Raw genomic sequence first — 23661 nt, forward strand, 5'->3', positions numbered from 1 at the left:
CTCCACCTTCTGCTGTTCTCACGCTTTTTTCATCTTGTCTGCCCTGTCCCCGGTTCGCTGCCTCACCCGGTCTGTCCTAGTCCCGGCCTCTCCCCATCGGCTCCTGATAACCCCTGCGCAGCCGTGATGCGTCATACTTCAGCTGCATTTTCAGGTACTTTCGGATTCCCTCTGTCTGCTCCTCAAGGCTGCCATAGCGGGTGCTGATATCCAGGTACACGCAGATGCTGTCCAGCTCCCTCTTTCCCACACAGCCCTCCATCTTGCGGAGTATGGCCAGCTGATCCTCTATGTCCTCGGCATCGAGAAATTCAATCAGAAAGGGATTTGGCTGATCCGGAACCGGCTCAATCGGAGAAAAGCCGTAGCCTCCGGCTCTCTGGGACGATACAATCCCCCGTCCTGCAAGACCGCTGTCTCTCCCATAAGTCTCCCTCTCATAGGCTGCCCTCTCATAAATGCGGGAGCGCTCCTCCTCTGACGGAGCTTCTGAATTCTTCTCCCCTGTTTCCTCCCCGGGCTGCGCCTCCCCGTTCTGGCTGCCTCTTCCCGGTTCCTGCAGGCCCTGCAGCTTTTCTGACCGGCTGTCTGCGCCTGGCCCTTCTCCCGCCTTTTCCTCCTGTCCGGACGGCGCCGGCTGAGAAGCAGGTGAGGCGGCAGCTGTGACTGCTCCCGGTTTTCTGAGCTCTACCCGCTCAAAGCGGTAGTGCTGGGCCGCATCGGGGTATTTTTCTCTGTCCACCGGGCTCACAAAGCTGCTCAGGGGGCGGGCATAGATTCCAAACGTACCGTAAAGTGCCTGGTAGATCACAAGCTGCTCCCCTGTTTCTGAGTGTTCTGCAACTGCCAGTACCTGATACATGTTATTTTTAAAATGCCGGTAAAATTCTCCCGGTTTTGGGATTCTGTCCATCATATCTGCCTCCGTCCTTTAATTCTGCTGCTCTTCCTCTGATTCCAATGCGCCGTAATGGTATTTGTTCGATGCGCTCCACAGGATCCATTCCTCATAGCCTGCATCATAAACCGCCTGGATCTGGCTTCGGATCTCCTCGCCGCCGTAGGCAATGTGATTTTTCAGCCAGGAAGCCGTAAAATCCTGAAGCCACGGCCGCACCACCGCCGTTTTCTGTGTCGTTTCAGCTCCTGCCGTGTCAAGAGCCGTCTTTGAGTCTGCCAGGGCCCCCATAATCGTTTCATAGGGATGCAGATCCGGATGGTCCAGTCCAAAATTTCCATCTCCATAGTGGGACGGATAAATCATAGGACAGATATAGTCCAGGCTGGAGGCCAGAGCGGCATAGTCCTGTCCCACTGCCTGGGCATCGCCGCTGCTGGAGATAATCGCTCCAAATACATCCGCCGACACATACACTCCCTCACTGCTCAGCTCATCATATATATATCCTGCAAGCTCCGTGATAATGTCTGTTTTTGAGCTTTCTCCCGCTGCTTTCGCAGCTGCCTTCTGCAGACTGTTATTTGTAGAAAAACGGATATAGTCAAACTGCACCTCGTCAAATCCTGCCAGCGCCGCCTGCCTTCCGACTTCCGCCAGGTACTCCCGTACCTCCTCATTGTACGGATCCAGCCAGGCCATTTTATCACTGTCTCTCAGAACCTCTCCGCTCTCTGACTGAAAACACCACTGGGGCCTTGTCTCACCCATCTTCGGATCCCGAAGAGAGACTACTCTGGCAATGGTGTAAATGCCATGTTCCCTGAGCTCCGAAAGGAGTCCGGGCAGATCACTGATATAGGGCCTGCAGACCCCCAGCTCCTGAAGCATCGGGCTTTCCACCTCTGCCGTGATATTTCCGTTGTCATCCTTAAAATCAATCACCACAGCGTTCAGCTCTGTCCTGTCGATCTCCTCGATAATCCGGGCCATCCTCTCCCTGCTTCCCGCTGCATAAGCCGAGATATAGATCCCTTTTACTTTTACGGGTTCCCTGGGGCTGTCTGTGCTCCAGGCATCGTCGTAAATTTCAATCACAGGCCCGGCAGCCTCTGCCCTCACAGTGCTCTCATCTTCTCCCGATTTACCGGAAGCTGTTCCTTCGGCCGCCGCTTGGCCTTCATCAGTTTCCGCTGTTTCCTGGACAGCCCTCCCGCTCTCCGGTACAGCCTCCCCGCTCTCCATTTCCGGAGGCGTATATCTTGTGCAGCCTGCCAGGGGCAAAGCTGCGGCAAGCAAAAGCGCAGCAAGCAGCGCTCTCTTCTTTCCTCTATTTTCAAACATAACTTTTCTCTTTTCTTTTATCCCTTCTTATCCTGGCTATTATATCATTTTCCACCCGCCTGTGCCAGTCAAAATCCCTCTTCACCTGCAGAAAAATAGCAGCTCTGATTTTCTCTCCTGACCCTTCTGCATCCTCCGTTTCACCGCCTCAGAGAAAGTTTTTCCAAAAAAATTGATTTTCCCTCTACTCAAAATCCATTTTTTGTAGCATAATAGATAGGAAAATTTACAGTGGTACAAAATTTACAGATTAGATAAGGACGGTAAAATATGAGAACAGGATTCGATAATGACAAGTATCTGAAAATGCAGTCCGATCACATCCGCGAGAGAATCGGACAGTTCGGTGACAAGCTTTATCTGGAATTCGGCGGGAAGCTGTTTGACGACTACCATGCTTCAAGGGTGCTCCCGGGCTTTGCACCTGACAGTAAGCTGCGCATGCTTCTTCAGCTTGCAGATCAGGCTGAAATCGTCATCGCCATCAACGCGGCAGACATTGAGAAAAACAAAGTCCGTTCCGATCTCGGAATTACCTATGACGTGGATGTTCTCCGCCTGATTCAGACCTACACGGATAAGGGTCTTTACGTAGGAAGCGTTGTGATTACTCACTATTCAGGACAGTCCAGCGCTGATCTCTTTAAAAAGAAGCTGGAGAATCTCGGAATCAAGGTTTACCGCCACTATATCATTGAGGGGTATCCATCCAATGTATCCCTTATCGTCAGCGACGAGGGATATGGAAAGAATGAGTACATTGAAACTACAAAGCCGCTGGTGATCGTGACTGCTCCAGGCCCCGGCAGCGGAAAGATGGCTACCTGCCTGTCCCAGCTCTACCACGAAAATAAGAGAGGGATCAAGGCCGGCTACGCCAAGTTTGAAACCTTCCCTATCTGGAATATTCCGCTCAAGCATCCGGTCAACCTGGCCTATGAGGCGGCCACGGCGGATCTGAATGATGTAAATATGATCGATCCCTTCCACTTGGAGGCATACGGCGTAACTACTGTCAACTACAACCGGGATATTGAAATTTTCCCTGTTCTCAATGCTATCTTCGAGGGCATTTACGGAAGCTGCCCCTACAAGTCTCCCACCGATATGGGCGTAAACATGGCCGGCAACTGCATCTGTGATGACGAAGCCTGCTGTGAGGCCTCCAGACAGGAGATTATCCGCCGCTATTATCAGGCATTAAGCCGTGTAGTCAAGGAGCAGCCAGGCGCTAAGAACGAGGTTTACAAGATTGAGCTCCTGATGAAACAGGCCAAAATTTCCACAGACATGAGAGCCGTCGTTCCTGCCGCCAATGAGCTGGCTGAAAAAGAAGGTGCTCCGGCTGCTGCTCTTGAACTGCCGGACGGAACTATCGTTACAGGAAAGACCAGCAACCTGCTGGGTGCATCTGCCGCCCTCCTGCTCAACGCAGTAAAGGTTCTGGGAGGGATCCCCCATGAGCGCCATCTGATCTCCCCGGCCTCTATTGAGCCAATCCAGAAGCTGAAGGTGGATTACCTGGGCGGTGTCAATCCTCGCCTCCATACAGATGAAATCCTCATCGCTCTCTCCGCCTGCGCAGCCTCCGACGAGGTTGCACAGAAGGCTATGAAGCAGCTTCCAAAGCTGAAGGGCTGCCAGGTTCACACCTCTGTTATGCTCTCCGATGTGGACATTAAGGTGTTCAAGAAGCTCGGCGTGGAGCTGACCTGTGAACCCGTTTACGAGCATAAAAAGCTCTACCACTAGACGTTTCGGGAGCCGCAGAAACGGCCCCGGAAAAACTGTTAAAAAACGCCTGTGCAGAGGAGAAAGACACATTCATGTATACTTTCCATCTGCACAGGCGTTTTTTGCTGCCGCCGAAGCGGCCTGCTTTTCCATTTATTTTCTCAGTTTCTTAGGGTGTTCCTATTCTTCAGAGTCCGTTTTTTTATCCGCTCCGCTTTCTTTCACAGTCACATTCCCGCTGTCCCCTGTGTCTGAATCTGCCGGTGCACCGGAGGGCAAACAGTCAGCCTCAGATTCTTCCGCCGCCTCAGCAGCGGAGCTTTCAGTCTCCTGCAGGGCGCCTCTGTCTGGCGATTCTTTCTTTTCCTCCAGACGGCTTTCCCTGCTGCCCTCCTCCGGCTCAGGCAGCCCCTTGATCTCGCGAAGGATCTTCATAAACTCCTTGCCGGTAATCGTTTCCTTCTCAATCAGGAAGGCCGCTATGGCGTCAAGAGCATCCCTGTTCTCTGACAGCATCTGCTTCGCCTCGTCGTAAGCCTCCTTGAGAATCATCATGACCTCTTTGTCAATGTCTGCCGCTGTCTCGTCGCTGCAGTTTAACACGGTTCGTCCGCTCAGGTACTGATCCTCTCTGGTGGCAAGCCCCATCAGTCCGAACTTATCAGACATTCCGTACTGGGTCACCATAGCTCTGGCAATTCTTGTGGCCTGTTCAATATCGTTGGCTGCTCCTGTGGTTACCGTGTCAAAGACAATCTCCTCTGCCGCGCGGCCGGCCAGAAAGCCTACCAGCATGGCATGGATTTCTTTCTTTGTATTTAAGTATTTTTCCTCCTCAGGAACCTGCATCACGTAGCCCAGAGCACCCATCGTTCTCGGAACAATGGTAATCTTCTGAACCGGCTCTGCATCCTTCTGAAGGGCATTTACCAGCGCATGGCCTACCTCGTGGTAGGATACAATCCTGCGCTCCTCTTTGCTGAGAATCCTGTCCTTTTTCTCTTTTCCTACCAGAACAACCTCCACCGCCTCAAACAGATCCTTCTGTGAAACGGCACTGCGGCCGTGCTTGACGGCTGTGATGGCGGCCTCATTCATCATATTGGCCAGATCCGCGCCTACGGCGCCGGAGGTAGCCAGCGCAATCTCCTCAAAGTTTACGGTTTCATCCAGCTTTACATCCTTTGAGTGAACCTTTAAGATATTGATTCTTCCCTTTAAGTCCGGTTTATCTACAATCACCCGTCTGTCAAAACGGCCGGGGCGCAGAAGAGCCGGATCCAGAATCTCCGGACGGTTAGTGGCAGCCATAACGAGAAGTCCCTTGGAGGAATCAAAACCATCCATCTCCGAGAGAAGCTGGTTTAAGGTCTGCTCCCTCTCATCATTCCCTCCCAGACGGGAATCACGGCTTTTTCCGATGGCGTCCACCTCGTCAATGAAAATAATACACGGCGCAGACTCCTGAGCCTGCTTAAACAGGTCGCGGACACGGGAGGCTCCCACGCCCACAAACATCTCCACAAAGTCAGAACCAGACAGGGAGAAGAACGGCACCTTCGCCTCTCCTGCCACAGCCTTGGCAAGCAGTGTCTTTCCGGTTCCCGGAGGGCCTACCAGCAGCGCGCCCTTGGGCAGCTTTGCGCCAATCTTCGTGTACTTTCCGGGGTTGTGAAGAAAATCCACAATCTCCTTCAGCGACTCCTTGGCCTCGTCCTCACCTGCCACGTCCTTGAAGGTAATGCCTGTTTCCTTCTGGACATAGACCTTGGCGTTGCTCTTTCCAACACCCATGATTCCGTTTCCGCCGCCCATCCTTTTCATCATAAAGTTAAAAAGCAGGAACAGTAGCGCAACCGGCAGAATCCAGCTCATGAGGAAAGCCATAACCTGGGCGCTGGCATCAGCTTCAGCCTCCTCGTATCTCTCCACTCCCGCCTGTTCCAGCTTATTCAACAGATCCGGATCGTAGATCGGTACTGTATAATACTCCTTTCCAATCAGGTTTCCCCATCTATCTCTGCTGGCTGTGTACTTGTCAGATTTCTCATTTGGAATAATCGTAATCTTATTTCCGTTAATGACTACCGATTCTACCTCACCATTTTCCAGCATGTCGTTAAACTCGCTGTACGGCAGCTTTTCCGTATTCGTCCGGTTCAGCAGTGAGTTCATGCCCATGACACAGATTAATGTAAAGATCATGGTAATGACAAAAACCGTAATGTTCCCTCTCTTCGGCTCTTTCTGATTGTTGCCATTCTTACTGTTGTTATCCATAAATGTAAGTTCTCCATTCTGAATAGATTATGCTCCACCTATTCTATACCATTATAGTGTCCATCTCCCCATAAATCAAGAACTGAAAATATTAAAATGTTATAAAGATCAGCCGTCCCTTCTCCCCCTGGGGCGGGTTGCGCACCCGGCTTTTTTGTGGTACGCTTGAAAAAATCTGCGAAGGAGAGCACTTATGTCAAGAGAAATACACACGATTCCCCCTGTTTTTGACAGCCATTCCAAAATTTTGATTCTGGGTTCCTTTCCCTCCGTCAAATCCAGGGAAAGCCAGTTTTTTTACGGCCATCCCCAGAATCGTTTCTGGCGTGTGCTGGCAGCCGTAACCGGCCAGCCGCTTCCGTCAGACATTGCTGAAAAAAAAGGAATTTCTGCTGAGAAACCATATCGCTTTGTGGGACGTCATAGAAAGCTGCGAGATAACGGGGTCCAGCGACAGTTCCATCCGGAATGCAGTTCCAAATAACCTGAACCGCATCCTTTGCGCCGCCCCTGTGTGCCAGATTTTTACAAACGGCAGAACCGCCGGCAGGCTCTACGACAAATACTGTCTGAACGATACCGGCAGACCTGCCCTCTGCCTTCCTTCCACAAGCCCTGCCAATGCCGCCTGGTCTCTCGACCGCCTTGTCACAGCCTGGAATGCTGTCAGAACTGCTCTGCAGGATGCGTAAACGCAAGCGCATATTTTTTCATCTGCGGAACACATTATAGGATGAGGTGATCATATGAAATCTATCCATGAAAGTGATGACAGCAATTACAGCAGAAACGGGGAGAGGATGCATCCGGAAAAAAATCCTCCCATCCGGAAAATGACCGCGGATGAACTGCGGAGACGGTATGAAAAAGAGCTGCGGGCTATGGACAGGAATCCTCCCCGCTTTTCAGATATATCGGATCTGGATACCTGCTCCGCCACGGACTGCACCGGACTGATTCCCTCCCTTCCCCAGTCGGAAGCAGAAAGGGAAGCATATGATGATATTCACCACATGCTTCCCAAAATTCCTTCCGCCACGGACACCCCTTAAGTCGCAGTATGCGGGGACTAATTTCCCTCTGGCTGATCAGTTTATGTCCGGTCAGAGAAGGACTCTGCTCTGCCTTCTGTTCCCTGTTCCAGGTGCCCGCCTAAAATACGGCCTGCACCAGAACCATATAGAGCACAGTCCCCGCCCCGATGCTCAAAAGAGAATTTCTTTTCAGCACATGGAGCAGCGCCACAGCTGCGCAGGACAAAATCTCCGGAATCCCAAAGGGAGCCTGAAGGATATCCACTCCCTTCAGGCAGTAGACAACTAAAAGCCCCATGGTGGCATAGGGAAGCGTCCCGCCCAGATACTCCACGTATCTGGGCATTTTCCTGCCCTGGGGAAACAGAAGAAAGGGCAGAAACCTGGTTATCACCGTCCCCGCTGTCAGGGCTGCCAGAATCATAAGCATATATCTATTGTCCATTAAACTCTTCTCCCTTCTCTTTTGTTATCCCTTTTCCCTTTAATTCCGACGCATTCTTCCTGTAACGGGCCGAGACCGCAGCCAGGATCAGGAGCATAGCCGGAATGATAAACCGGTCTGCACCGAACAGGGCCAGGCTGATGACAGAACAGATCACTCCCGTCAGCGCCGGAACGTGACTGTCAGCCGACAGCCACTGTTCTGTAAAAATTACTACAAAAAGCGCAGTCAGGGCAAAATCCAGCCCTTCCGTATTGAAAGAAATCACTTCTCCGGCAGCAGAGCCTAAAAGGGTTCCTGCCACCCAGTAGCACTGGTCAAGAAATGTGATCCAGAAAAATTTTCTCTTCTCTGTCTGGTTTTCAGGCCGGGGCTCAGCGCAGACGACGGAAAAGGTTTCGTCTGACAGTCCGAAAATCAGATAGGGCTTCCATTTTCCCATTTCGGAATATTTTCCCAACATGGAAATTCCATAGAAAAGATGGCGTGCATTGATCATCAGAGCCATCAGAAAAGCAGCTGCCGGGCTCACGGCTGCTGTCAGAAGATTAATGCCCACGTACTGCAGACTTCCGGCATACACGATAATGCTCATCAGCACAGCCCATATGGCGCCAAAACCATTCACACTCATCAGAATTCCATAAGCGATCCCTAAAAACAGATAGCCTACCATCACGGGTACTGTTTTGGGAAATGCCTGCATAAAAGGGCTGTCCGTCCGTTTTTTTCTTGCCATTTTTCCCCTGCTCCTGCTATACTTATTGTCGAATCTGTCTGCAGAGGAGTTTTCCGGGCCGGCAGCAGTCACAGAAAACTGCCCTGCGGCAGACTGATATGTTAAATTATTTTAAAGGCTTCTGTCAGCCATGTCAATCGGGGGAGATATGAATTATCAGACATCAGATATAACTTCAGATTATAACAGTTTATCCTTTATGGACGCCTACAAGTCCTGCCGCCTCTGTCCTCGCAGCTGCGGCGTCGACAGGTACAGGGAATCTGGCTTCTGTGGCTGCGGCCCTGTCGCAAAAGCAGCCCGGGCTGCTCTGCACCAGTGGGAAGAGCCCTGCATCAGCGGCATAAACGGAAGCGGCACCGTCTTTTTCTCCGGGTGTACTCTGCGCTGCTGTTTCTGTCAGAATTATAAAATCAGCAGTGAGGGATTTGGGCGGGAAATCAGCCTCTCCCGTCTTGCCGATATCTTTCTGGAACTGCAGGAGCAGGGCGCGCACAATATCAACCTGGTCACAGCCACTCAGTATGTGCCCTCTGTCATACAGGCCCTTGACCGCGTCAAAGGGCGGCTCACCATCCCGGTCGTCTACAACTGCGGCGGATATGAAAGTCTGGAAACCATCCGCACCCTTGAGCCGTATATAGACATCTGGCTGCCGGATCTGAAATACATGGACAGCTCCCTTTCCCGGCGCTACTCTGCGGCCCCTGACTATTTTGAGGTTGCATCTGAGGCTGTCAAACTCATGATCCGTCAGACCGGCCCTCTTGTCTTCGAGGATTTTTCCGACGGCCAGCAGACCTGCCGCCTGATGAAAAGAGGCACCATTATCCGCCATATGGTTCTGCCCGGCCAGAAGGAAGATTCTATACGGCTGCTGGACTGGATCAGCCGGTCTCTTCCCAGAGAACAGTTCCTCATCAGCCTGATGAGCCAGTACACCCCCTTCTATAAAAGCCAGGACTATCCTGAAATAAACCGCCGCATCACCACCTATGAATATGAGAAAGTAGTCGACCATGCCATAGCTCTCGGGCTTGACAGCGGTTTTATGCAGGAAAAAAGCAGCGCAAAGGAAGAGTATACGCCGCCGTTTGAGCTGCAGGGAATTTAAACCGGTCACCTGCTCCTTCAGCCGAGCCAGGATTTTACCGCAGAAAAAGCGGGTATTGATGTTATTTTATTCATCAATACCCGCTTTAAACTATCTCATCCATGGGTTTGTACCTCGTTTCATTAGTTTATCTATATGAAGTTTTCTTTTCCCCTTTCCTTTATTTTTCTCTGCCGAATCTTTTTCGTTCACTCCTTTACCTATTTCGCTGCGAACCGTTCTTCCTAATAATACTTTCTCGTCATATTACTAAGCCGACTCTTTCGAATTTTTAATAGATATTTTTTCGGCCTCCTCTTCTATAAAGGTTTTAGGGGGTTCCTCTGTCTGATTCATTTATTTGAAATGTATCAGACTAAATTGATTCTCCTGGTGGTCTGTACCTCCTTATCTGAGATTTCCTTTGGACTTTTTCCTTTTGGAAAATTCCTTTGGATTAGTGGTTAAGTTCTTTTGTTTTGTTGTCTTTATTATATACATTAAAATTGATTTTGTCAATACTTTTTTGTTGTTTTTTATTGTTATTTATTTTATACAGGACTTTATCCCATTTTATTTTGTTATCAATGTTTATATTTTAATATTTATAGATATTTTTTGTATTATATATTTAATTTCAGTCTTTTTTGTTTCTCTTTCAGGGGACGGTCTGCTTTCTTCCGGCACCGGCACCGGCGGTCCCCCCAATCCTGCTCTTACTTATGCTCCTACTCAAGGGCAGATTTTTCATTCTTTTAGGAAATCTTCTGCAATTCTTCTGAAAAGTCCTTGTAATTTCCTCTCTGTTTCGGTATAATATTTCCATCTTTCCAGATTCTGTTTCTCTTCTGTTTTTCTCTATCGTTTAAGTTCTGTTTTCTGGTCTGCAGCTTATTTCCATCTGCCTTCTGTACCGGTTTCAGCTCTTACGCACTCTATTTTTATGCTCTGACCGGCAGCCTGAGATATCTTCCTATCTGTTTGCTCCCGTCTGGCTGTAAGCCTTCGCCTCTGAAGCTGCTCTTAACATTCTTAAACTTTTTGATTTCTTTTAATTTCTTTTAATCTCATTGATAATTCTGAACGGCGCCTGCGCCTTTTCTGATTATCCCTGAAATTTTTCCACTTTTACACATTTTCTTAATCTGAAGGAGAGATTCTATGACATACGAAAATTTTCTATCTGCAATTCTTTTAGCTGTGAAGGCACAGGCCGGCCCGGAAGTGTCCGTCAGTATCCAGAAAGTCCTGAAAAACAACGGAATCGAGATGGACGGGCTGTGCATCCGGGAAAAGGATTCCCCCTTTGCCCCGGCAGTCTATCTTGAGTCCTACTATGAGGAAGCTCTGAAGGGCACCCCTGTCTCTGAGATAGCCTCTTCGATTCTGGAGGCATCTGCAGACAGGAGAGCCTTTAGCCCAGAGCTTGACACATGGATTTACGATTTCTCACAGGTGTCAGAAAAAGTAGCTTTCCGTCTCGTTTCCAGCCGGAAGAATGAAGCTCTTCTCTCTTCTGTACCACATATCCGTTTTCTGGATCTGGCTCTGATTTTTTATCTGATCCTGGAACAGAAGGAGGACGGACAGATGACCGTTCTGATCCGCAACGAACATGCAAGCCTGTGGGGCACGGACTCCAGAGAGCTTTATCGCCTGGCAGAACAAAACACTCCCCGCCTCCTTCCTGCCAAAATCGAGCCCATCGAAAATTTTCTCTTCTCTGTTCCCAAAAATACTCTCACACAGGTTCTCGACAAGGAAGCGCTCACCTGTCTTTTTGAGGAGGCTTCGCCTGTAAACCTCTATATTCTGACAAATTCAGCAGGACTTTACGGCGCTGCCTGTATGTTTTATCCGGACATATTAAAAGACTTCGCAGCGCTTACAGGGGATGATCTGTTCATCCTCCCATCAAGCATCCACGAAGTCCTCTTAAGCCCTGTGAACAAGAGCCTCACAGTTGAAGAAACTAATCAGATGATCTGCGAGATCAACCGGCTTGAGGTTTCTGCCGAAGAGCAGCTGTCTGATCATGTCTATTATTATCAGGCCTCCTGTGATCGGATTTCCCTGCCCCTTACTGTTTCTGCATCAGACGGAAAATGGAATCCACAATAAAAATCGCCATAGCCATTGCACCTGAAATCTGAAGAGTTTCTATGAAATAGGAATTGGACAGAGCCGGATCCCCCTGTATCATGTAATAGACACAGCGGTAAATGGAAGCCCCCGGTACAGTCGGGAGAATTCCCGATACAAGGAACACTGTAACAGGCGCCTTAAACACCCTGGCAAAAATATGGCTCAGCAAAGCCACCAGTATGCTTGACCAGAATGCTGCAGCAATAAGGGAATAGCCCATCTCCTGCACCAGAAGATAGGAAAGCCAGCAGACAGCACCTGCAATCCCTGCATGGATCACATGCCTCGCCGGCACTTCCAAAAGAATTCCAAAACCCACAATCGCGATAAACGAAGCTACTGCCTGAGCCGCCATTACACCGCACCTCCCAACATTCCGCCAAGCATCATGGCCGCTCCTGTGCCGGAAGCCACCGCCAGGGCAACCACAATGGCTTCAAGGATCCTCGCTATTCCAGATGTGTAATCTCCATTTAAAGTATCTCTGATAGCCGAGGTAAAGGTTACCCCCGGCACAAGCGGCATCAGGTCGCTGATAATCACTGCATCGATATTGAGAGAGGGCAGAAAAGCAGCCTGGACAGCCAGGGAGAGAAACGCCGCGATAAAAGCCTCCGAGGCGCTGGAACAGAAATCATTCAGCCGCACCCGTCCAATCAGAATCTCAAGGAGAGCCATCACCATTCCGAAGGCCCCGGCTGCCAGAACCTCCAGCCAGCCGCCGCCGAACATGATGGCGAAGGCGGCCGGCGTGAGCGTATAGCCGAGGATGCGCAGCTTTCTGCCATATTGGATTTCCCCTGCAATCTCCCTCAGCTGTTTTCCAGAATCCTCCAGGGAAAGCGTTCCCCTGCAGAACCTTCTCGATACATCGTTTACCCGGTAAACACGGTTCATATTCGTCGCCCGCTTCCTGACTCTGCGCACCACGCTGAGAGGTTCCCCCTCAGCGGACGCTAAAGTAATGAAAATACCGGTGGCCATTACAACCACCTCTGTCTCCGCTGCTCCCGAATATCGGAGAATACGGATAATTGTATCTTCCACCCGGTAAATTTCCGCTCCGCTGACCAGCATAATCTCACCTGCCAGCGCCGCCATATCTACCAGCACTCTGTCTTTCATTCGTCGTACTCCTTTAACTCCTCCAGGCCGCAAATTTCGGATTGCGGGGAATATCTTTCATCCGCTCTGCAGAACTGTTTCAGAATCGCTCTCTGATTTCTGTCCTGTCAGAAAAGCCGGCTTCCCACCTGGTAGACCGCCACGGCAGCTACCCAGGCCACGATCAGCTGGAATGCCATCATGCCGCAGGTCCACTTCCAGGAATGGGTTTCCCGCTTGATCGTGGCAATCGTGGCCGCGCATGGGGTATAGAGCAGACAGAAAATCATCAGCGCATAAGCATTGACCGGTCCGAAGCCAGAGGCCGACAGCGCTGTGCCAAGCTGTGCCATGCCTCCTGCCGAGTTGATGTTTCCGATTCCGTAGAGCACGGAAAAGCTGGAAACCACAACCTCCTTTGCCGAGATCCCTGAGATGAGGGCAACGACAATCTGCCAGCTTCCAAGTCCTGCCGGAACTAAGAGGAAGGAAATATAATGGCCAATCATTGCGGCAAAGCTGTCCGATACATCTGTCACCAGACCAGACGGCCCCAGATTTAAGATAAACCAGAGAATGATGGAAGCCACAAAAATGGTGGTTCCCGCCTTTGTCAGGTAATCCTTCACCTTGTCCCAGACATAGATCGCCACCGTACGCCCATTGGGCGTCTTGTACTCCGGAAGCTCAATCAGGAGTATATTCTCATACTCCTCCTTTGAGGAACGGTATACGATAAATGCCACCAGAATCGCCACTGCAAGGCCGATCAGGTAGAGGGAATAAGCTACCAGAAGGGCATGATCCGGGAAGAACAGTTCTGCAAACAGAACGTAAATCGTAAGTCTGGCGGAGCAGGACATAAAGGGGGTCACAAGAATGGTGCGCCGCCTGTCCTTCTGGCTTTCCAGTGCCCTGGTCGCCATAATCGCCGGAACCGTACATCCAAATCCCAGAAGCATGGGGAGAAAGGCCTTTCCCGACAGGCCCACCATTCCCATGGTTTCGTTCATAACGTAGGCCACACGGGACATGTAGCCGCTGTCCTCCAAAAAGGCCAGCGCAAGAAACAGGATGAAAATGTTGGGGAGGAAGGTCAAAATACCGCCTACTCCCGCAATAATGCCATCGACAATTAAAGACTCCATCCAGCCGGCCACGTGAATACCCGTCAGAAACGCCTGGGCCGAGGCAGAGAACCAGTCCAGCCCTGCCTCAAAATAACCTTTCAGAAAATCGCCTACGGTAAAGGTGAAGAAAAATACCAGCGCCATAATTCCAAGGAAAACCGGAATTCCCAGAACCGGATGTGTCAGAAGCCGGTCTATCTGATCGGTCCGCTCTGACTTGCTCTCCTTGTTGACCAGGCACTCAGAGATAATCTCCTCTATGTAGTCATATTTCTCATTGATAATGTCCTTTTCGTAGCTTCTGTCGATAATATTGCTCAGATCCACCGGGTGCTCCTGACACACGGTTTCATCGTATTCCAGCATTTTTATCGCATGCCAGCGAAGGTTTTCCATCTCGCCGAACCTGGCTCTCAGGACCACCTCCGTCTTTTCAATAAGCCTCTCAATAGGCTCCTGATAGCGGACGACAATGCCATGAGGCCCCTCCTCGTAGTGGTGAACCACTGCATGCATCAGCACATCAAGACCTGTTCTTTTTCTGGCCGATACAGGGATACACGGGATGCCGCCAAGCATCTCGGGAAGGCGGTGGAGATCGATCTCCATTCCCCTCTCCTCCACAATATCCATCATGTTTAAGGCCAGGATTACCGGCTTTTTAAGCTCCAGAAGCTGCAGGGTCAGATAGAGATTTCTCTCCAGAGATGAGGCGTCCACAACATTGATGATGACATCCACCTCATTTTCCTCAATACATTTTCTCGTGACCCGCTCCTCGATAGTATAGGAGGTCAGGCTGTAGATTCCCGGCAGGTCGATGACCCGGATGGGGCGCCCCTTGTAGCTTGTCTCCCCTTCCACCCGCTCGACTGTCACGCCTGGCCAGTTGGCCACCTTGAGCTTTGCTCCTGTAAATGCGTTGAACAGCGTAGTCTTTCCGCAGTTTGGATTTCCCACAAAGCCAACGGTTATCTGTTTTTCCTGATTCTGTCCGCTCACTGTGCCGTTCCCTCCCTTCCGTCCAAGGGCTGGATTTCAATTCCCTCTGCAATGCCGCGCCCAAGAGCCAGCCGGGTGCCTCTCACCTTTACAATCAGGGACCCGCTCTTTTTTTTATTCATAATGGTAATTTTTGTCTTTTCATTGACGCCAAGGGCTTCCAGACGCCTGGTCAGACGGTCGGCTACCATCACCTCTCTGACAAGGTAGCTCTCTCCTTTTATTCCTTCATATAGTTTCATATCTCTCTCCGTCCTTCGTCCAGACATTAATTTCCAGAGGCAGCCTTCCGGGCCTCCTCCTCATTCTGAACTGCACGTTTATTTTAATAGAATACGCATTCATTGTCAATGTCTGGTATCTGCCATGCCTCTCCACTGTCTTTCCTAATCTTCTTCCAGCTGAAGGAGCATTTTTTTGATCTCCACCATCCGGTCGCGGAGGATGGCCGCCTCCTCAAAATTCAGCTCTGCAGCTGCCTGGTGCATCTTCTTTGTCAGCTCCTTCACCAACTTCTTAAGCTCCTTCTCATCCATAGACTCCGGATCCTTTGTCACCTCGTTGGTCACGCCCTCTGCCGCCTGGGAAATGCTGATCAGATCCCGTACTGCCTTTTTGATCGTCGTCGGCGTAATATGATGCTCCTCATTGTAGGCCTGCTGAATCTCTCTCCTCCTCTTCGTCTCCTCGATGGCGACGCGCATAGAATCGGTGATCGTGTCGGCATACATGATTACATGCCCCTCGGAATTTCGCGCTGCCCTTCCCACAGTCTGGATCAGGGAAGTCTCTGAGCGCAGGAAGCCTTCCTTGTCTGCGTCGAGAATCGCCACCAGGGAGATTTCCGGTATATCCAGTCCCTCTCTCAGAAGGTTGATGCCCACCAGAACATCAAATACGTCAAGGCGCATATCACGGATGATCTCTGCCCTTTCCAGCGTGTCAATATCGGAGTGCAGATATTTCACGCGGATGCCGGCATCCCTCATATAATCCGTCAGATCCTCAGCCATCCGCTTCGTCAGAGTGGTGATGAGCACCTTTCCCTTCTTCTTGATTTCCCGATTGACCTCGCTGACCAGATCATCAATCTGCCCCTCCACCGGGCGCACATCAATGGGCGGATCGAGAAGGCCGGTGGGACGGATGATCTGCTCTGCCCGGAGCATTTCGTGGGCCTCCTCATAGTCAGAAGGAGTGGCAGAGACAAAGAGCATCTGATCGATTTTCGACTCGAACTCCTCAAAATTCAGAGGACGGTTATCGAGAGCTGACGGGAGGCGAAAGCCGTACTCCACCAGGGTCTTTTTTCTGGATCGGTCGCCGGCGTACATTCCCCTGATCTGGGGCAGGGTAATATGGGACTCGTCTATTATAATAAGGAAATCCTCCGGGAAATAGTCGATGAGGGTGCAGGGCGGCTCCCCCGGCGCAGAGCCCGTCAGGTGGCGGGAGTAGTTTTCAATTCCCGAGCAGAATCCTGTTTCCCGCATCATCTCCACATCGAAGTTGGTTCTCTCCAAGATGCGCTGCGCCTCAAGGAGCTTGTCCTCGCTCTTGAACCAGGCCACCTGCTCCTTGAGCTCTTCCAGAATGTTTTTAGCTGCCAGCTCCATCTTCTCTTTTGGAATGACATAGTGGGACGCGGGGAAAATAGCCACATGTCCCAGCTGCGCCTTGATCTCCCCGGTCAGGGTATCGATCTCTGTAATCCGGTCCACCTCATCCCCGAAGAATTCTATCCGGTAGGCATCGCCGCCGGAATAGGCGGGATAGATTTCCAGCACATCGCCGCGGACACGGAAAGAACCGCGCTTGAAATCCATGTCGTTTCTCGTGTACTGGATGTCGATGAGCTTGTGTATCACCTCATCCCTGTCCTTGATCATGCCGGGGCGCAGGGAGATCACCATCTCCTTATAGTCGATAGGGCTTCCCAGACCGTAGATGCAGGAGACAGAAGCCACGATAATGACATCGCTTCTCTCGGAGAGGGCTGCGGTAGCCGAGTGGCGAAGCTTATCGATCTCGTCATTGATGGATGAGTCCTTTTCAATATAGGTGTCCGTGGACGGGACGTAAGCTTCGGGCTGGTAGTAGTCGTAGTAGGAGACAAAATACTCCACTGCATTGTTGGGAAAAAATTCCTTAAATTCACTGTAGAGCTGAGCCGCAAGGGTCTTATTGTGGGCAATGATCAGCGTAGGCTTGTTTAAGGCCTGGATGACGTTTGCCATGGTGAATGTCTTGCCGGAGCCGGTAACGCCAAGCAGCGTTTCAAATTGATTTCCTTCTTTAAAGCCCTTAACCAGTTCGGCGATGGCCTGGGGCTGGTCGCCGGTGGGGGCGTATTCGGATACTAGTTCGAAATGGTCCATAATTTACTCCTTCAATCACAATTATACTATTTTTCTGTATTCTGGTTCTGCACAGATATTTCTGCCCTCACCTGCATCAAAATTTTCCCCAGAAGGTTCTGACCCTTCCATTTATCCGCACAAAATCGTTCCTCATCCTGCATAGAAAGACCAATCCCCCAGATTCGGTCTTTTACTGCACATTCTGCAATCATCTGTTCTCCTGTCTCCAGAAGTTTTTCAGCCAGTTCAGGATTTTGAAGAAATTTCTGGAGTACCCCTTTATGGACGATTGCTTCTCTCTTCTCCCTCCAGATTTTTTCATCAAAATGCTGCACCATTCTGCCCAAAACCTTTATCTCGGCCACATCACCCGTCTCCAAAATCTTTTCCGCTGTCCTCTGATCCTGAAACAGAATTGCCTTTTTAAACATCATATACTGTTCCATTGATGAAAACGTGATTTCATCAACCGTAAACGCGGAACGGTACCAATTACTCAAATACCCGTTTTGTTCTTCCGGATTATGAAAACATATCAATGGTTTTCCCTCCCAAAATCATCTGTCCTCTTTTGGCTCTTTCAAACCGCATTGATTTCCAACTTTGTAGACGGCTGTCTGAAGATCAAGATCATGCAGTCCTGGATAACCTTCAAACATAAAATGAACCGGAATTAACTCCACTACATCTTTACTGGTAAGCTGGTAAGTCCATTGAAACAGCGCATAGAACTGCCCGATCCAGTTAGGTGCAAATCCGCCGTTAGACTCTCCTCTTTTGATTTCATAGTGATCATTTGAAAGAAAATAATGAAACAGCGATTCCGCATCCATGGTACATACATAAGCCTGTCCTTTATCAATCATTGCCCGGGTATGACTTTTCATATATGTTTCAATAAAATTTTCGATGTCCATCTCCGGGTAATTATCCTGTGCATATTCAAACAGCTTTCCCTGATTTTCAACTACTTCTTCTAAATAACTTTTGCTGAACACGTCCATTTTCTACCTCTTATATCAATTTGCTGAATACCTTGTCTATCTTATTTTCATCGGAATTAATCAAAGCATACATGGCCTCTCTCGCCGTTCTGTCACGCTGAATATATTGAGGATTTGCTTTTGAAAATTCAACCTCCTTCAAAGCCGAATGCTCTTCTTTTAAGGCCTGAAACGCTTTTTCTGATTTTAAGCAATACTGAATCCCCAGATCACCCAGTTTTAATAAATCTGGAAGAATACTGATATCCACTTCATCTCTGACAAAACATTTTGCAATATAAAAATAAGATGCATTTGCACGCCATCCCTTAATTACATCATAGTCCTCTGTAGGGATCTGGTACTTTTCAATAAACCTCGGTGCCAGCACTTTGTATCTTCGTCCCGTATCAGCATCGCGATGCTTCATTAGTTCCGCCAACCATGACAAAATATCACGTTTTTCAAAATCCAGTATTTTTAAATCACTGGTGTCTAATATGAATTTATGCACCCAACCATTCTTTTCTACCGGATTGCAGACAGACCACTCGGATGCCAATGCCGGGCTTTCCGTCAGATAAAATCCTCTGCCGTAATCGTGCTTATCGTTTCCCAATCCGTATGTAGGAACAACCTCTTTGTTCGGACTTCCGTGATATAAAATAATTTCCTTTTTATTGTTCTCCACTTTATATACCCCATTCAAATTTTATAGGTTCTTCTTATATCGCTTTTCGTCATCAGTGTCCTAATCTCTTGAGGAGCTGTCATCTGTCTCGCTGCTACTCTTCATAAAGACATACCATCATTTTCTGATTCTTCCAGTATATTGACAAGTTTCTCCCTTGCCTTTGCCAGCAATGATAAAATTTCGGGGAATACTTGAAGCAGGCACAAAGCTCTCTCTCTGCTATAATGTCTCGTTTGCTTCTTTCTTCCTTGTATGTATCTTTGCGAATGAAGGTCACCTGTTTTACCTAAGCCACCTGTTTTATCTGCCCATACAGTCATATAGTACACGATTCTGGTGCATAAACAGCATCAAACATCTCAGAATTCACTTCGCAGATTCTGTAAGCCTCAGAACCTCGGCTCTTCGCTGCCAGATCGGCAATAGTTAATGCTCCCTTTAAGCATACCTGCTTTTCTGCCAGTCAGACAAATTATAGCATGAATAGTAAAAAAAGTATAGCCAGCAAACAGAACATCTGTTCTTTTTTGCTGTACTTTTTCGTACAGAGCGCGCCAGCCCCGAAGGAATTTGGATTCCAGGATGTCCTGAGGGTATACCTTTCCCTGCGCTCAGGGATTTTGACTATGCAGGGCTAATTTTTGCCTTTCCCGCAGTTGATTTTCCAGCCTTATAACACCAAAATTTCTCCTATCGCTCCAAAGCCTTCATCCTCTTTTTATCCGCTCTTTTATCCTTTCTTCCATCTGCTTCCTCACTTTGGACGAAAAATTCAAGAAGCGGATAAAAATAATCTCTGAAATAATTCAGAGAACACAGGAGCAGAAAGGCTGCCTCCAGACTAAAACCATCCAATATTCCAAATAGAAGCAGCGTAAAGGGCATAACGGTGAGAATGCCCTCTTCCCTTCTTCTCATTTTCCTTGACAACTCCCTGCCAATCCATCAAAATAGAAACAAATCAGACAAATTTAAAGCCAGAACAGAAGCCCGTCCCAGAGCCGGCTGCGAGGGCGGCCGGTATGCAGAAACGCGTCTGCTCTGCACATCACTTACAAAACAGGAGGATTGAACCATGCAGCATCACAGATTTACAAACGACTACAGCGAAGGGGCCCATCCACGGATTCTGGAAGCTCTCATGAATACAAACCTTACTCAGCACACCGGTTATGGGATGGATGAACACTGCCAGAAGGCGGCAGAGCTGATCTGCCGCGAGTGCAGTCACATAGCCTCTGGCGCAGACAGTCATCCAACCATACGAACGGATCTGGATATTCACTTCCTTGTGGGCGGGACACAGACCAACCGGATTGTCATCGACGCGGCTCTCCGGCCATACCAGGCTGTGATCGCCGTCTCCACCGGTCACATCAATGTCCATGAAACAGGAGCTGTTGAGGCCTCCGGCCACAAGGTGATTGCTGTTCCGGGTGAGGACGGAAAACTGACAGCCAGCGCCGTTGAAAAGGTGCTCTCCGCCCACAGGGATGAGCACATGGTTCAGCCGAAAATGGTCTACATCTCCAATACCACAGAGCTGGGAACACAGTATACTAAAAAAGAGCTGGAAGAACTCAGCCGTCTCTGCCGTTTAAAAGGACTCTATCTCTTCCTCGACGGCGCAAGACTCGGCTCCGCCCTCACGAGTCCCATCAATGATCTGACCATGGCGGATCTGGCTGACCTGACAGATGCCTTCTATATCGGAGGAACGAAAAACGGCGCCCTGTTTGGCGAGGCCCTTGTCATCCGCAACGATTCCATCAAGAAAGATTTTCGCTATATGATCAAGCAGAACGGCGCTATGCTGGCAAAGGGATGGCTTTTGGGAATCCAGTTTGAAACACTCTTTACAGACGGACTTTTCTATGAAATGGCTGCCCAAGCCAATGAACTTGCACAAATCATGAGAAAGGGATTTGAGGACTGCCAGATTCCCTTCTTATCTTCTTCTGCCTCAAACCAGCTCTTCCCCATCGTCGATGACAGCCTGGCTGAAAAGCTGATGAGACTGTACGGAGCCAACGCAGAGAAAAAGACAGATGACACGCATACGGCCATCCGTTTTGTCACATCCTGGGCAACTCCCCGGGAAGCTGCCCAGGAGTTTGTCCGGGAGCTGAAAGCGATGGTATAGCTTCCGTATGCCCATGCAGCACTGCCCAGCCGTCTTGAACATTTCGGCCTGAGCTTCTGGCTGGAGCTTCTGCTCTGCTTTTGTTCTGTCCGGCATATCTGGCATAAAACACCCCCTGACAGGGCGCAGAAATGCAGACCTGCCAGGGGGTGATAATCTGTTTTCATCTGTTCGTTTTTAGCTGTTCATTATTAGCTGTCCATCTTCTCCGCTCCATCATCCTCTGTTCCGCTGTCCCCTCTCTGCACGGCCAGTTCCTTCCTGGCCTTATTGGCATTGACAATGATAAACACAGCGGCAATTACCTCTCCGGCCATTACTACTGTCATAAAATTAAAGGATGTAAGGCTGGTCAGGCACCAGAAGCCGGAAATGATCAGGATCACAATCCCAAATCCAAAGCACAGACCCGCTTTTTCCTTATTTTTGCTCTTGATCAGAATCAGAAGACTAAACAGGAATTGAATCCCTCCGTTCATCACCAGAGCAATAACCGTGGCCGCAGCCATCACCCCGCCAACTACCGCTCCGCTTGCCCCCGCTGCTCCTGCCATACCGCTTACGACCAGACCGACGGCAGCCATGCCTATAAGCATCACAACAATGGTGATAATGCTGAGGACAAGCACAATAATCGAACCTGTTTTGACTTTTTTCATTTCTTCCATACCCATACCCTTTCCTTTCTCTTTTGAACCAGTGAACTTCCTGTTATCTTTTATTCTACCAATTAAATCAGTGTATTTCAATATTTCATTTATTTTTTTAGTTTTTATTGCTGTCTTATGTTTTTATTTCTGTCTTTTTATTCATCTTTCTATTTTCTGTTCAAACTTTCTATTTCCTATTCAAACTCTCTATTTTCTATTCACATCCTTCATTTTCTATTCAAACTCTCTATTTTCTATTCACACCCTTCATTTGCTATCCAAACTCTTTGTTTTCTATCCACACCCTTTATTTGCTGTTTAAACTCTTTGTTTCTGGGAGACAGCCTTTGGAGCATAGCAGAAAGCGATAAAATACATTCAGGATATTCAAATTCTGTCTCGCCAGGGTACTTTTCTGGGGCTTCTGAAACCGCCTGCTGAAAAACTGCACAAAAAATACGCCTTGCATTAGAGAAAAACTCTTCAGCAAGACGTATTTTTTATTTCAGGTTCTCTTATCAGGCTGCCTCATCTCCTGCCTCAGTACTGTCTTCCTGGGTATTGGCCTCTTCCCCATTCAGCACATTGAGAGCAGCGGTGAGCTGATTGTCCTGATCCTTGGGTATTTCTATCATCGTCGCCAGATCTTCGTTCAGCTCCACCGTCACATCCGGCTCTATTCCCGTTCCGTGGAGATCTGTTCCGTCCGGCGTATAGTAATGCTCCGTTGTGAGCTTGACTCCGCTTCCGTCCTGCAGAGTGTACAGAGACTGCACAATTCCCTTTCCGAATGTGGTAGTTCCGACGATCGTTGCCCTGTCATGATCCTTCATGGCTCCTGTAAATACCTCGGAAGCGCTGGCGGAATTTCCGTTTACGAGAATTGCTGTGGGAATATCCAGCTCATGTCCATCCTCTGATGTGTAGGTTTCCCCCACTCCATTTCGATCTGCAATGGAAACAATTGTCTGTCCGTCCGGGAGCAGGTAGTCAACCATGGACACAGCGGCGTTCAGCTCACCTCCCGGATTATTTCTGAAATCCAGAATGAGCTGCTCCATTCCCTGACTGAGAAGCCCGTCGATTCCGGACTTAAACTGCTCTGCCGTCACGGTGTCAAATTCTGTCACCAGCAGGTATCCTGTCTTACCATCGTCCATCATCTGGTACTCTACTGTCTGAACCTCCAGCTTACGGCGGTTCATAGTAACCTCTACTTCTTCCCCGTCGCGGTAAACCGTGAGCGTTACAGAAGTATTCTCTTCTCCCCTCACATACTGGCTGACAACGGTGTCGAGATCCATGCCGCTCACATCAAGCCCGTCTACCTTGTAGAGAATATCGCCCGGAAGAAGTCCTCCCTCCTCAGCCGGCGAATCCTTGTAAACCTTGATAATTGTGGAAACATTTGTCATCCTGTCCTGGGAGATCATGGCACCGATTCCGCAGTATTCCCCGTTTGTTTCCTCCATCATGGCGGTCATCTCCTCCGGGGTATAGTAGTCGGCGTAGAGATCTCCCAGGCTGTACATAAGCCCCTTGTAGATTCCCGCCTCCTCAATGGCCGGATCCGTGTCAAACAGGTAGACCTCATTAATCAAATCCAGAATGACTCCCAGTTTCCCGGTGACCTGGTTCATATCAAGGGAAGCTGCTTCGTCCGAGCTTGCCTCCTGCCCGGAGCCGCCCTGGCCGCTTCCTGCTCTCAGCAGAATCTGACGTCCGAACATATAGATTCCAATGGAAGCCCCCACCGTCACCAGGCAGACAAATGCTGTGGCGAACACGCCCACCATTACACCCTTCCAAAATTTATTTTTATTGTCCATAATTAGCCTCCTCACCAGCCGCAGAGCAAATCTGCCCCCTGCCTGTTTGCAGAA

Annotated in this window: 21 protein-coding genes and 1 pseudogene; 6 read left to right on the forward strand and 16 right to left on the reverse strand. The window is 49.4% G+C overall.

Going from position 1 to position 23661, the window contains the following annotated elements; all coding sequences use genetic code 11:
• Positions 1–76 precede the first annotated feature (76 nt).
• Together LK436_RS18580 and LK436_RS15175 are read right to left on the reverse strand one after the other, a co-directional pair.
• Complete coding sequence (locus LK436_RS18580) at positions 77–916, reverse strand: DUF1653 domain-containing protein (RefSeq protein WP_008395373.1); 840 nt, start codon at positions 914–916, stop codon at positions 77–79.
• 15 nt (positions 917–931) lie between these two features.
• Positions 932–2242 carry a putative glycoside hydrolase gene (locus LK436_RS15175; protein WP_008395374.1) on the reverse strand — a complete coding sequence of 437 codons (1311 nt, stop codon included), beginning with the start codon at positions 2240–2242 and terminating at the stop codon, positions 932–934.
• Positions 2243–2512: 270 nt separating this feature from the next.
• Between LK436_RS15175 and LK436_RS15180 the strand changes: the two genes are divergently transcribed.
• Entirely contained in the window at positions 2513–3994 is a 1482-nt protein-coding gene (locus LK436_RS15180) for a DUF1846 domain-containing protein (protein ID WP_008395375.1), read from the forward strand.
• Between the two features lie 162 nt (positions 3995–4156).
• Here the strand turns inward: LK436_RS15180 and ftsH are convergent, their stop codons facing one another.
• Positions 4157–6256 (reverse strand): ATP-dependent zinc metalloprotease FtsH, encoded by a 2100-nt coding sequence (ftsH, locus tag LK436_RS15185; protein ID WP_008395377.1) that lies wholly within the window; start codon positions 6254–6256, stop codon positions 4157–4159.
• Positions 6257–6449: 193 nt separating this feature from the next.
• On the opposite strand from ftsH, the pseudogene LK436_RS15190 reads away from it, so the two are divergent.
• Together LK436_RS15190 and LK436_RS15195 are read left to right on the forward strand one after the other, a co-directional pair.
• Positions 6450–6948, forward strand: a pseudogene (locus tag LK436_RS15190) (DNA-deoxyinosine glycosylase).
• A 54-nt stretch (positions 6949–7002) separates the two neighbouring features.
• The gene (locus tag LK436_RS15195; protein WP_008395380.1) at positions 7003–7308 is read left to right on the forward strand and encodes a hypothetical protein; all 306 of its coding nucleotides are present in this window, start codon (positions 7003–7005) and stop codon (positions 7306–7308) included.
• Between the two features lie 100 nt (positions 7309–7408).
• Here the strand turns inward: LK436_RS15195 and LK436_RS15200 are convergent, their stop codons facing one another.
• Together LK436_RS15200 and LK436_RS15205 are read right to left on the reverse strand one after the other, a co-directional pair.
• On the reverse strand, positions 7409–7735 hold the full coding sequence (locus tag LK436_RS15200) for a branched-chain amino acid transporter permease (RefSeq protein WP_008395381.1): 327 nt from the start codon (positions 7733–7735) through the stop codon (positions 7409–7411).
• Positions 7725–8474: an AzlC family ABC transporter permease gene (locus LK436_RS15205; RefSeq protein ID WP_044930512.1), complete on the reverse strand. Its 750-nt coding sequence runs from the start codon at positions 8472–8474 to the stop codon at positions 7725–7727. Before LK436_RS15205 ends, LK436_RS15200 begins: the two co-directional genes overlap by 11 nt.
• A 148-nt stretch (positions 8475–8622) precedes the next feature.
• Between LK436_RS15205 and LK436_RS15210 the strand changes: the two genes are divergently transcribed.
• Positions 8623–9588, forward strand: coding sequence for a radical SAM protein (locus tag LK436_RS15210; RefSeq protein ID WP_044930380.1), 966 nt, complete (start codon positions 8623–8625; stop codon positions 9586–9588).
• Positions 9589–10728: 1140 nt separating this feature from the next.
• On the forward strand, positions 10729–11688 hold the full coding sequence (locus LK436_RS15215; protein WP_008395388.1) for a DUF5688 family protein: 960 nt from the start codon (positions 10729–10731) through the stop codon (positions 11686–11688).
• Here LK436_RS15215 and LK436_RS15220 read toward each other — a convergent pair.
• From LK436_RS15220 to LK436_RS15260, 9 genes are all read right to left on the reverse strand, one after another.
• Complete coding sequence (locus LK436_RS15220) at positions 11648–12067, reverse strand: threonine/serine exporter family protein (protein WP_008395389.1); 420 nt, start codon at positions 12065–12067, stop codon at positions 11648–11650. The two genes, LK436_RS15215 and LK436_RS15220, sit on opposite strands and share 41 nt — an antisense overlap.
• Complete coding sequence (locus LK436_RS15225) at positions 12067–12837, reverse strand: threonine/serine exporter family protein (protein ID WP_008395392.1); 771 nt, start codon at positions 12835–12837, stop codon at positions 12067–12069. Before LK436_RS15225 ends, LK436_RS15220 begins: the two co-directional genes overlap by 1 nt.
• Before the next feature lie 107 nt (positions 12838–12944).
• Positions 12945–14948: a ferrous iron transport protein B gene (feoB, locus tag LK436_RS15230; RefSeq protein ID WP_008395394.1), complete on the reverse strand. Its 2004-nt coding sequence runs from the start codon at positions 14946–14948 to the stop codon at positions 12945–12947.
• Positions 14945–15190 carry a FeoA family protein gene (locus tag LK436_RS15235; protein WP_008395395.1) on the reverse strand — a complete coding sequence of 82 codons (246 nt, stop codon included), beginning with the start codon at positions 15188–15190 and terminating at the stop codon, positions 14945–14947. The genes feoB and LK436_RS15235 overlap by 4 nt, the downstream gene beginning before the upstream one ends.
• Positions 15191–15334: 144 nt before the next feature.
• Complete coding sequence (gene uvrB / locus LK436_RS15240; RefSeq protein WP_008395397.1) at positions 15335–17326, reverse strand: excinuclease ABC subunit UvrB; 1992 nt, start codon at positions 17324–17326, stop codon at positions 15335–15337.
• A gap of 26 nt (positions 17327–17352) precedes the next feature.
• Positions 17353–17847 (reverse strand): NADAR family protein, encoded by a 495-nt coding sequence (locus tag LK436_RS15245; protein ID WP_044930382.1) that lies wholly within the window; start codon positions 17845–17847, stop codon positions 17353–17355.
• 18 nt (positions 17848–17865) lie between these two features.
• On the reverse strand, positions 17866–18312 hold the full coding sequence (locus LK436_RS15250) for a hypothetical protein (protein WP_008395399.1): 447 nt from the start codon (positions 18310–18312) through the stop codon (positions 17866–17868).
• 10 nt (positions 18313–18322) lie between these two features.
• Positions 18323–18982, reverse strand: coding sequence for a DUF3990 domain-containing protein (locus LK436_RS15255; RefSeq protein WP_044930515.1), 660 nt, complete (start codon positions 18980–18982; stop codon positions 18323–18325).
• 693 nt (positions 18983–19675) lie between these two features.
• Positions 19676–19903 (reverse strand): hypothetical protein, encoded by a 228-nt coding sequence (locus LK436_RS15260; RefSeq protein ID WP_008395403.1) that lies wholly within the window; start codon positions 19901–19903, stop codon positions 19676–19678.
• A gap of 157 nt (positions 19904–20060) precedes the next feature.
• Between LK436_RS15260 and LK436_RS15265 the strand changes: the two genes are divergently transcribed.
• On the forward strand, positions 20061–21128 hold the full coding sequence (locus LK436_RS15265) for a threonine aldolase family protein (protein ID WP_008395405.1): 1068 nt from the start codon (positions 20061–20063) through the stop codon (positions 21126–21128).
• Between the two features lie 191 nt (positions 21129–21319).
• Here LK436_RS15265 and LK436_RS15270 read toward each other — a convergent pair whose 3' ends face one another.
• Positions 21320–21796 (reverse strand): hypothetical protein, encoded by a 477-nt coding sequence (locus LK436_RS15270; protein ID WP_044930384.1) that lies wholly within the window; start codon positions 21794–21796, stop codon positions 21320–21322.
• Positions 21797–22296: 500 nt separating this feature from the next.
• Positions 22297–23607: a S41 family peptidase gene (locus LK436_RS15275; protein ID WP_008395408.1), complete on the reverse strand. Its 1311-nt coding sequence runs from the start codon at positions 23605–23607 to the stop codon at positions 22297–22299.
• Between the last annotated feature and the right edge of the window lie 54 nt (positions 23608–23661).

Origin of the sequence: Clostridium sp. M62/1 (genome assembly GCF_020736365.1) — a bacterium.
GTDB classification, from domain to species: domain Bacteria; phylum Bacillota; class Clostridia; order Lachnospirales; family Lachnospiraceae; genus Otoolea; species Otoolea saccharolyticum_A.

What these genes read in the sequence shown, in the direction of transcription:
- uvrB (WP_008395397.1), bottom strand. Translation starts at nt 17,326, where the DNA reads ATGGACCATTTCGAACTAGTATCCGAATACGCCCCCACCGGCGACCAG.
- LK436_RS15180 (WP_008395375.1), top strand. Translation starts at nt 2,513, where the DNA reads ATGAGAACAGGATTCGATAATGACAAGTATCTGAAAATGCAGTCCGAT.
- LK436_RS15195 (WP_008395380.1), top strand. Translation starts at nt 7,003, where the DNA reads ATGAAATCTATCCATGAAAGTGATGACAGCAATTACAGCAGAAACGGG.
- LK436_RS15210 (WP_044930380.1), top strand. Translation starts at nt 8,623, where the DNA reads ATGAATTATCAGACATCAGATATAACTTCAGATTATAACAGTTTATCC.
- LK436_RS15260 (WP_008395403.1), bottom strand. Translation starts at nt 19,903, where the DNA reads ATGAGAAGAAGGGAAGAGGGCATTCTCACCGTTATGCCCTTTACGCTG.
- LK436_RS15215 (WP_008395388.1), top strand. Translation starts at nt 10,729, where the DNA reads ATGACATACGAAAATTTTCTATCTGCAATTCTTTTAGCTGTGAAGGCA.
- LK436_RS15265 (WP_008395405.1), top strand. Translation starts at nt 20,061, where the DNA reads ATGCAGCATCACAGATTTACAAACGACTACAGCGAAGGGGCCCATCCA.
- LK436_RS15200 (WP_008395381.1), bottom strand. Translation starts at nt 7,735, where the DNA reads ATGGACAATAGATATATGCTTATGATTCTGGCAGCCCTGACAGCGGGG.
- LK436_RS15220 (WP_008395389.1), bottom strand. Translation starts at nt 12,067, where the DNA reads ATGGCGGCTCAGGCAGTAGCTTCGTTTATCGCGATTGTGGGTTTTGGA.
- LK436_RS15235 (WP_008395395.1), bottom strand. Translation starts at nt 15,190, where the DNA reads ATGAAACTATATGAAGGAATAAAAGGAGAGAGCTACCTTGTCAGAGAG.
- LK436_RS15175 (WP_008395374.1), bottom strand. Translation starts at nt 2,242, where the DNA reads ATGTTTGAAAATAGAGGAAAGAAGAGAGCGCTGCTTGCTGCGCTTTTG.
- ftsH (WP_008395377.1), bottom strand. Translation starts at nt 6,256, where the DNA reads ATGGATAACAACAGTAAGAATGGCAACAATCAGAAAGAGCCGAAGAGA.
- LK436_RS15250 (WP_008395399.1), bottom strand. Translation starts at nt 18,312, where the DNA reads ATGGACGTGTTCAGCAAAAGTTATTTAGAAGAAGTAGTTGAAAATCAG.
- LK436_RS15270 (WP_044930384.1), bottom strand. Translation starts at nt 21,796, where the DNA reads ATGGAAGAAATGAAAAAAGTCAAAACAGGTTCGATTATTGTGCTTGTC.
- LK436_RS15205 (WP_044930512.1), bottom strand. Translation starts at nt 8,474, where the DNA reads ATGGCAAGAAAAAAACGGACGGACAGCCCTTTTATGCAGGCATTTCCC.
- LK436_RS15275 (WP_008395408.1), bottom strand. Translation starts at nt 23,607, where the DNA reads ATGGACAATAAAAATAAATTTTGGAAGGGTGTAATGGTGGGCGTGTTC.
- LK436_RS18580 (WP_008395373.1), bottom strand. Translation starts at nt 916, where the DNA reads ATGATGGACAGAATCCCAAAACCGGGAGAATTTTACCGGCATTTTAAA.
- LK436_RS15225 (WP_008395392.1), bottom strand. Translation starts at nt 12,837, where the DNA reads ATGAAAGACAGAGTGCTGGTAGATATGGCGGCGCTGGCAGGTGAGATT.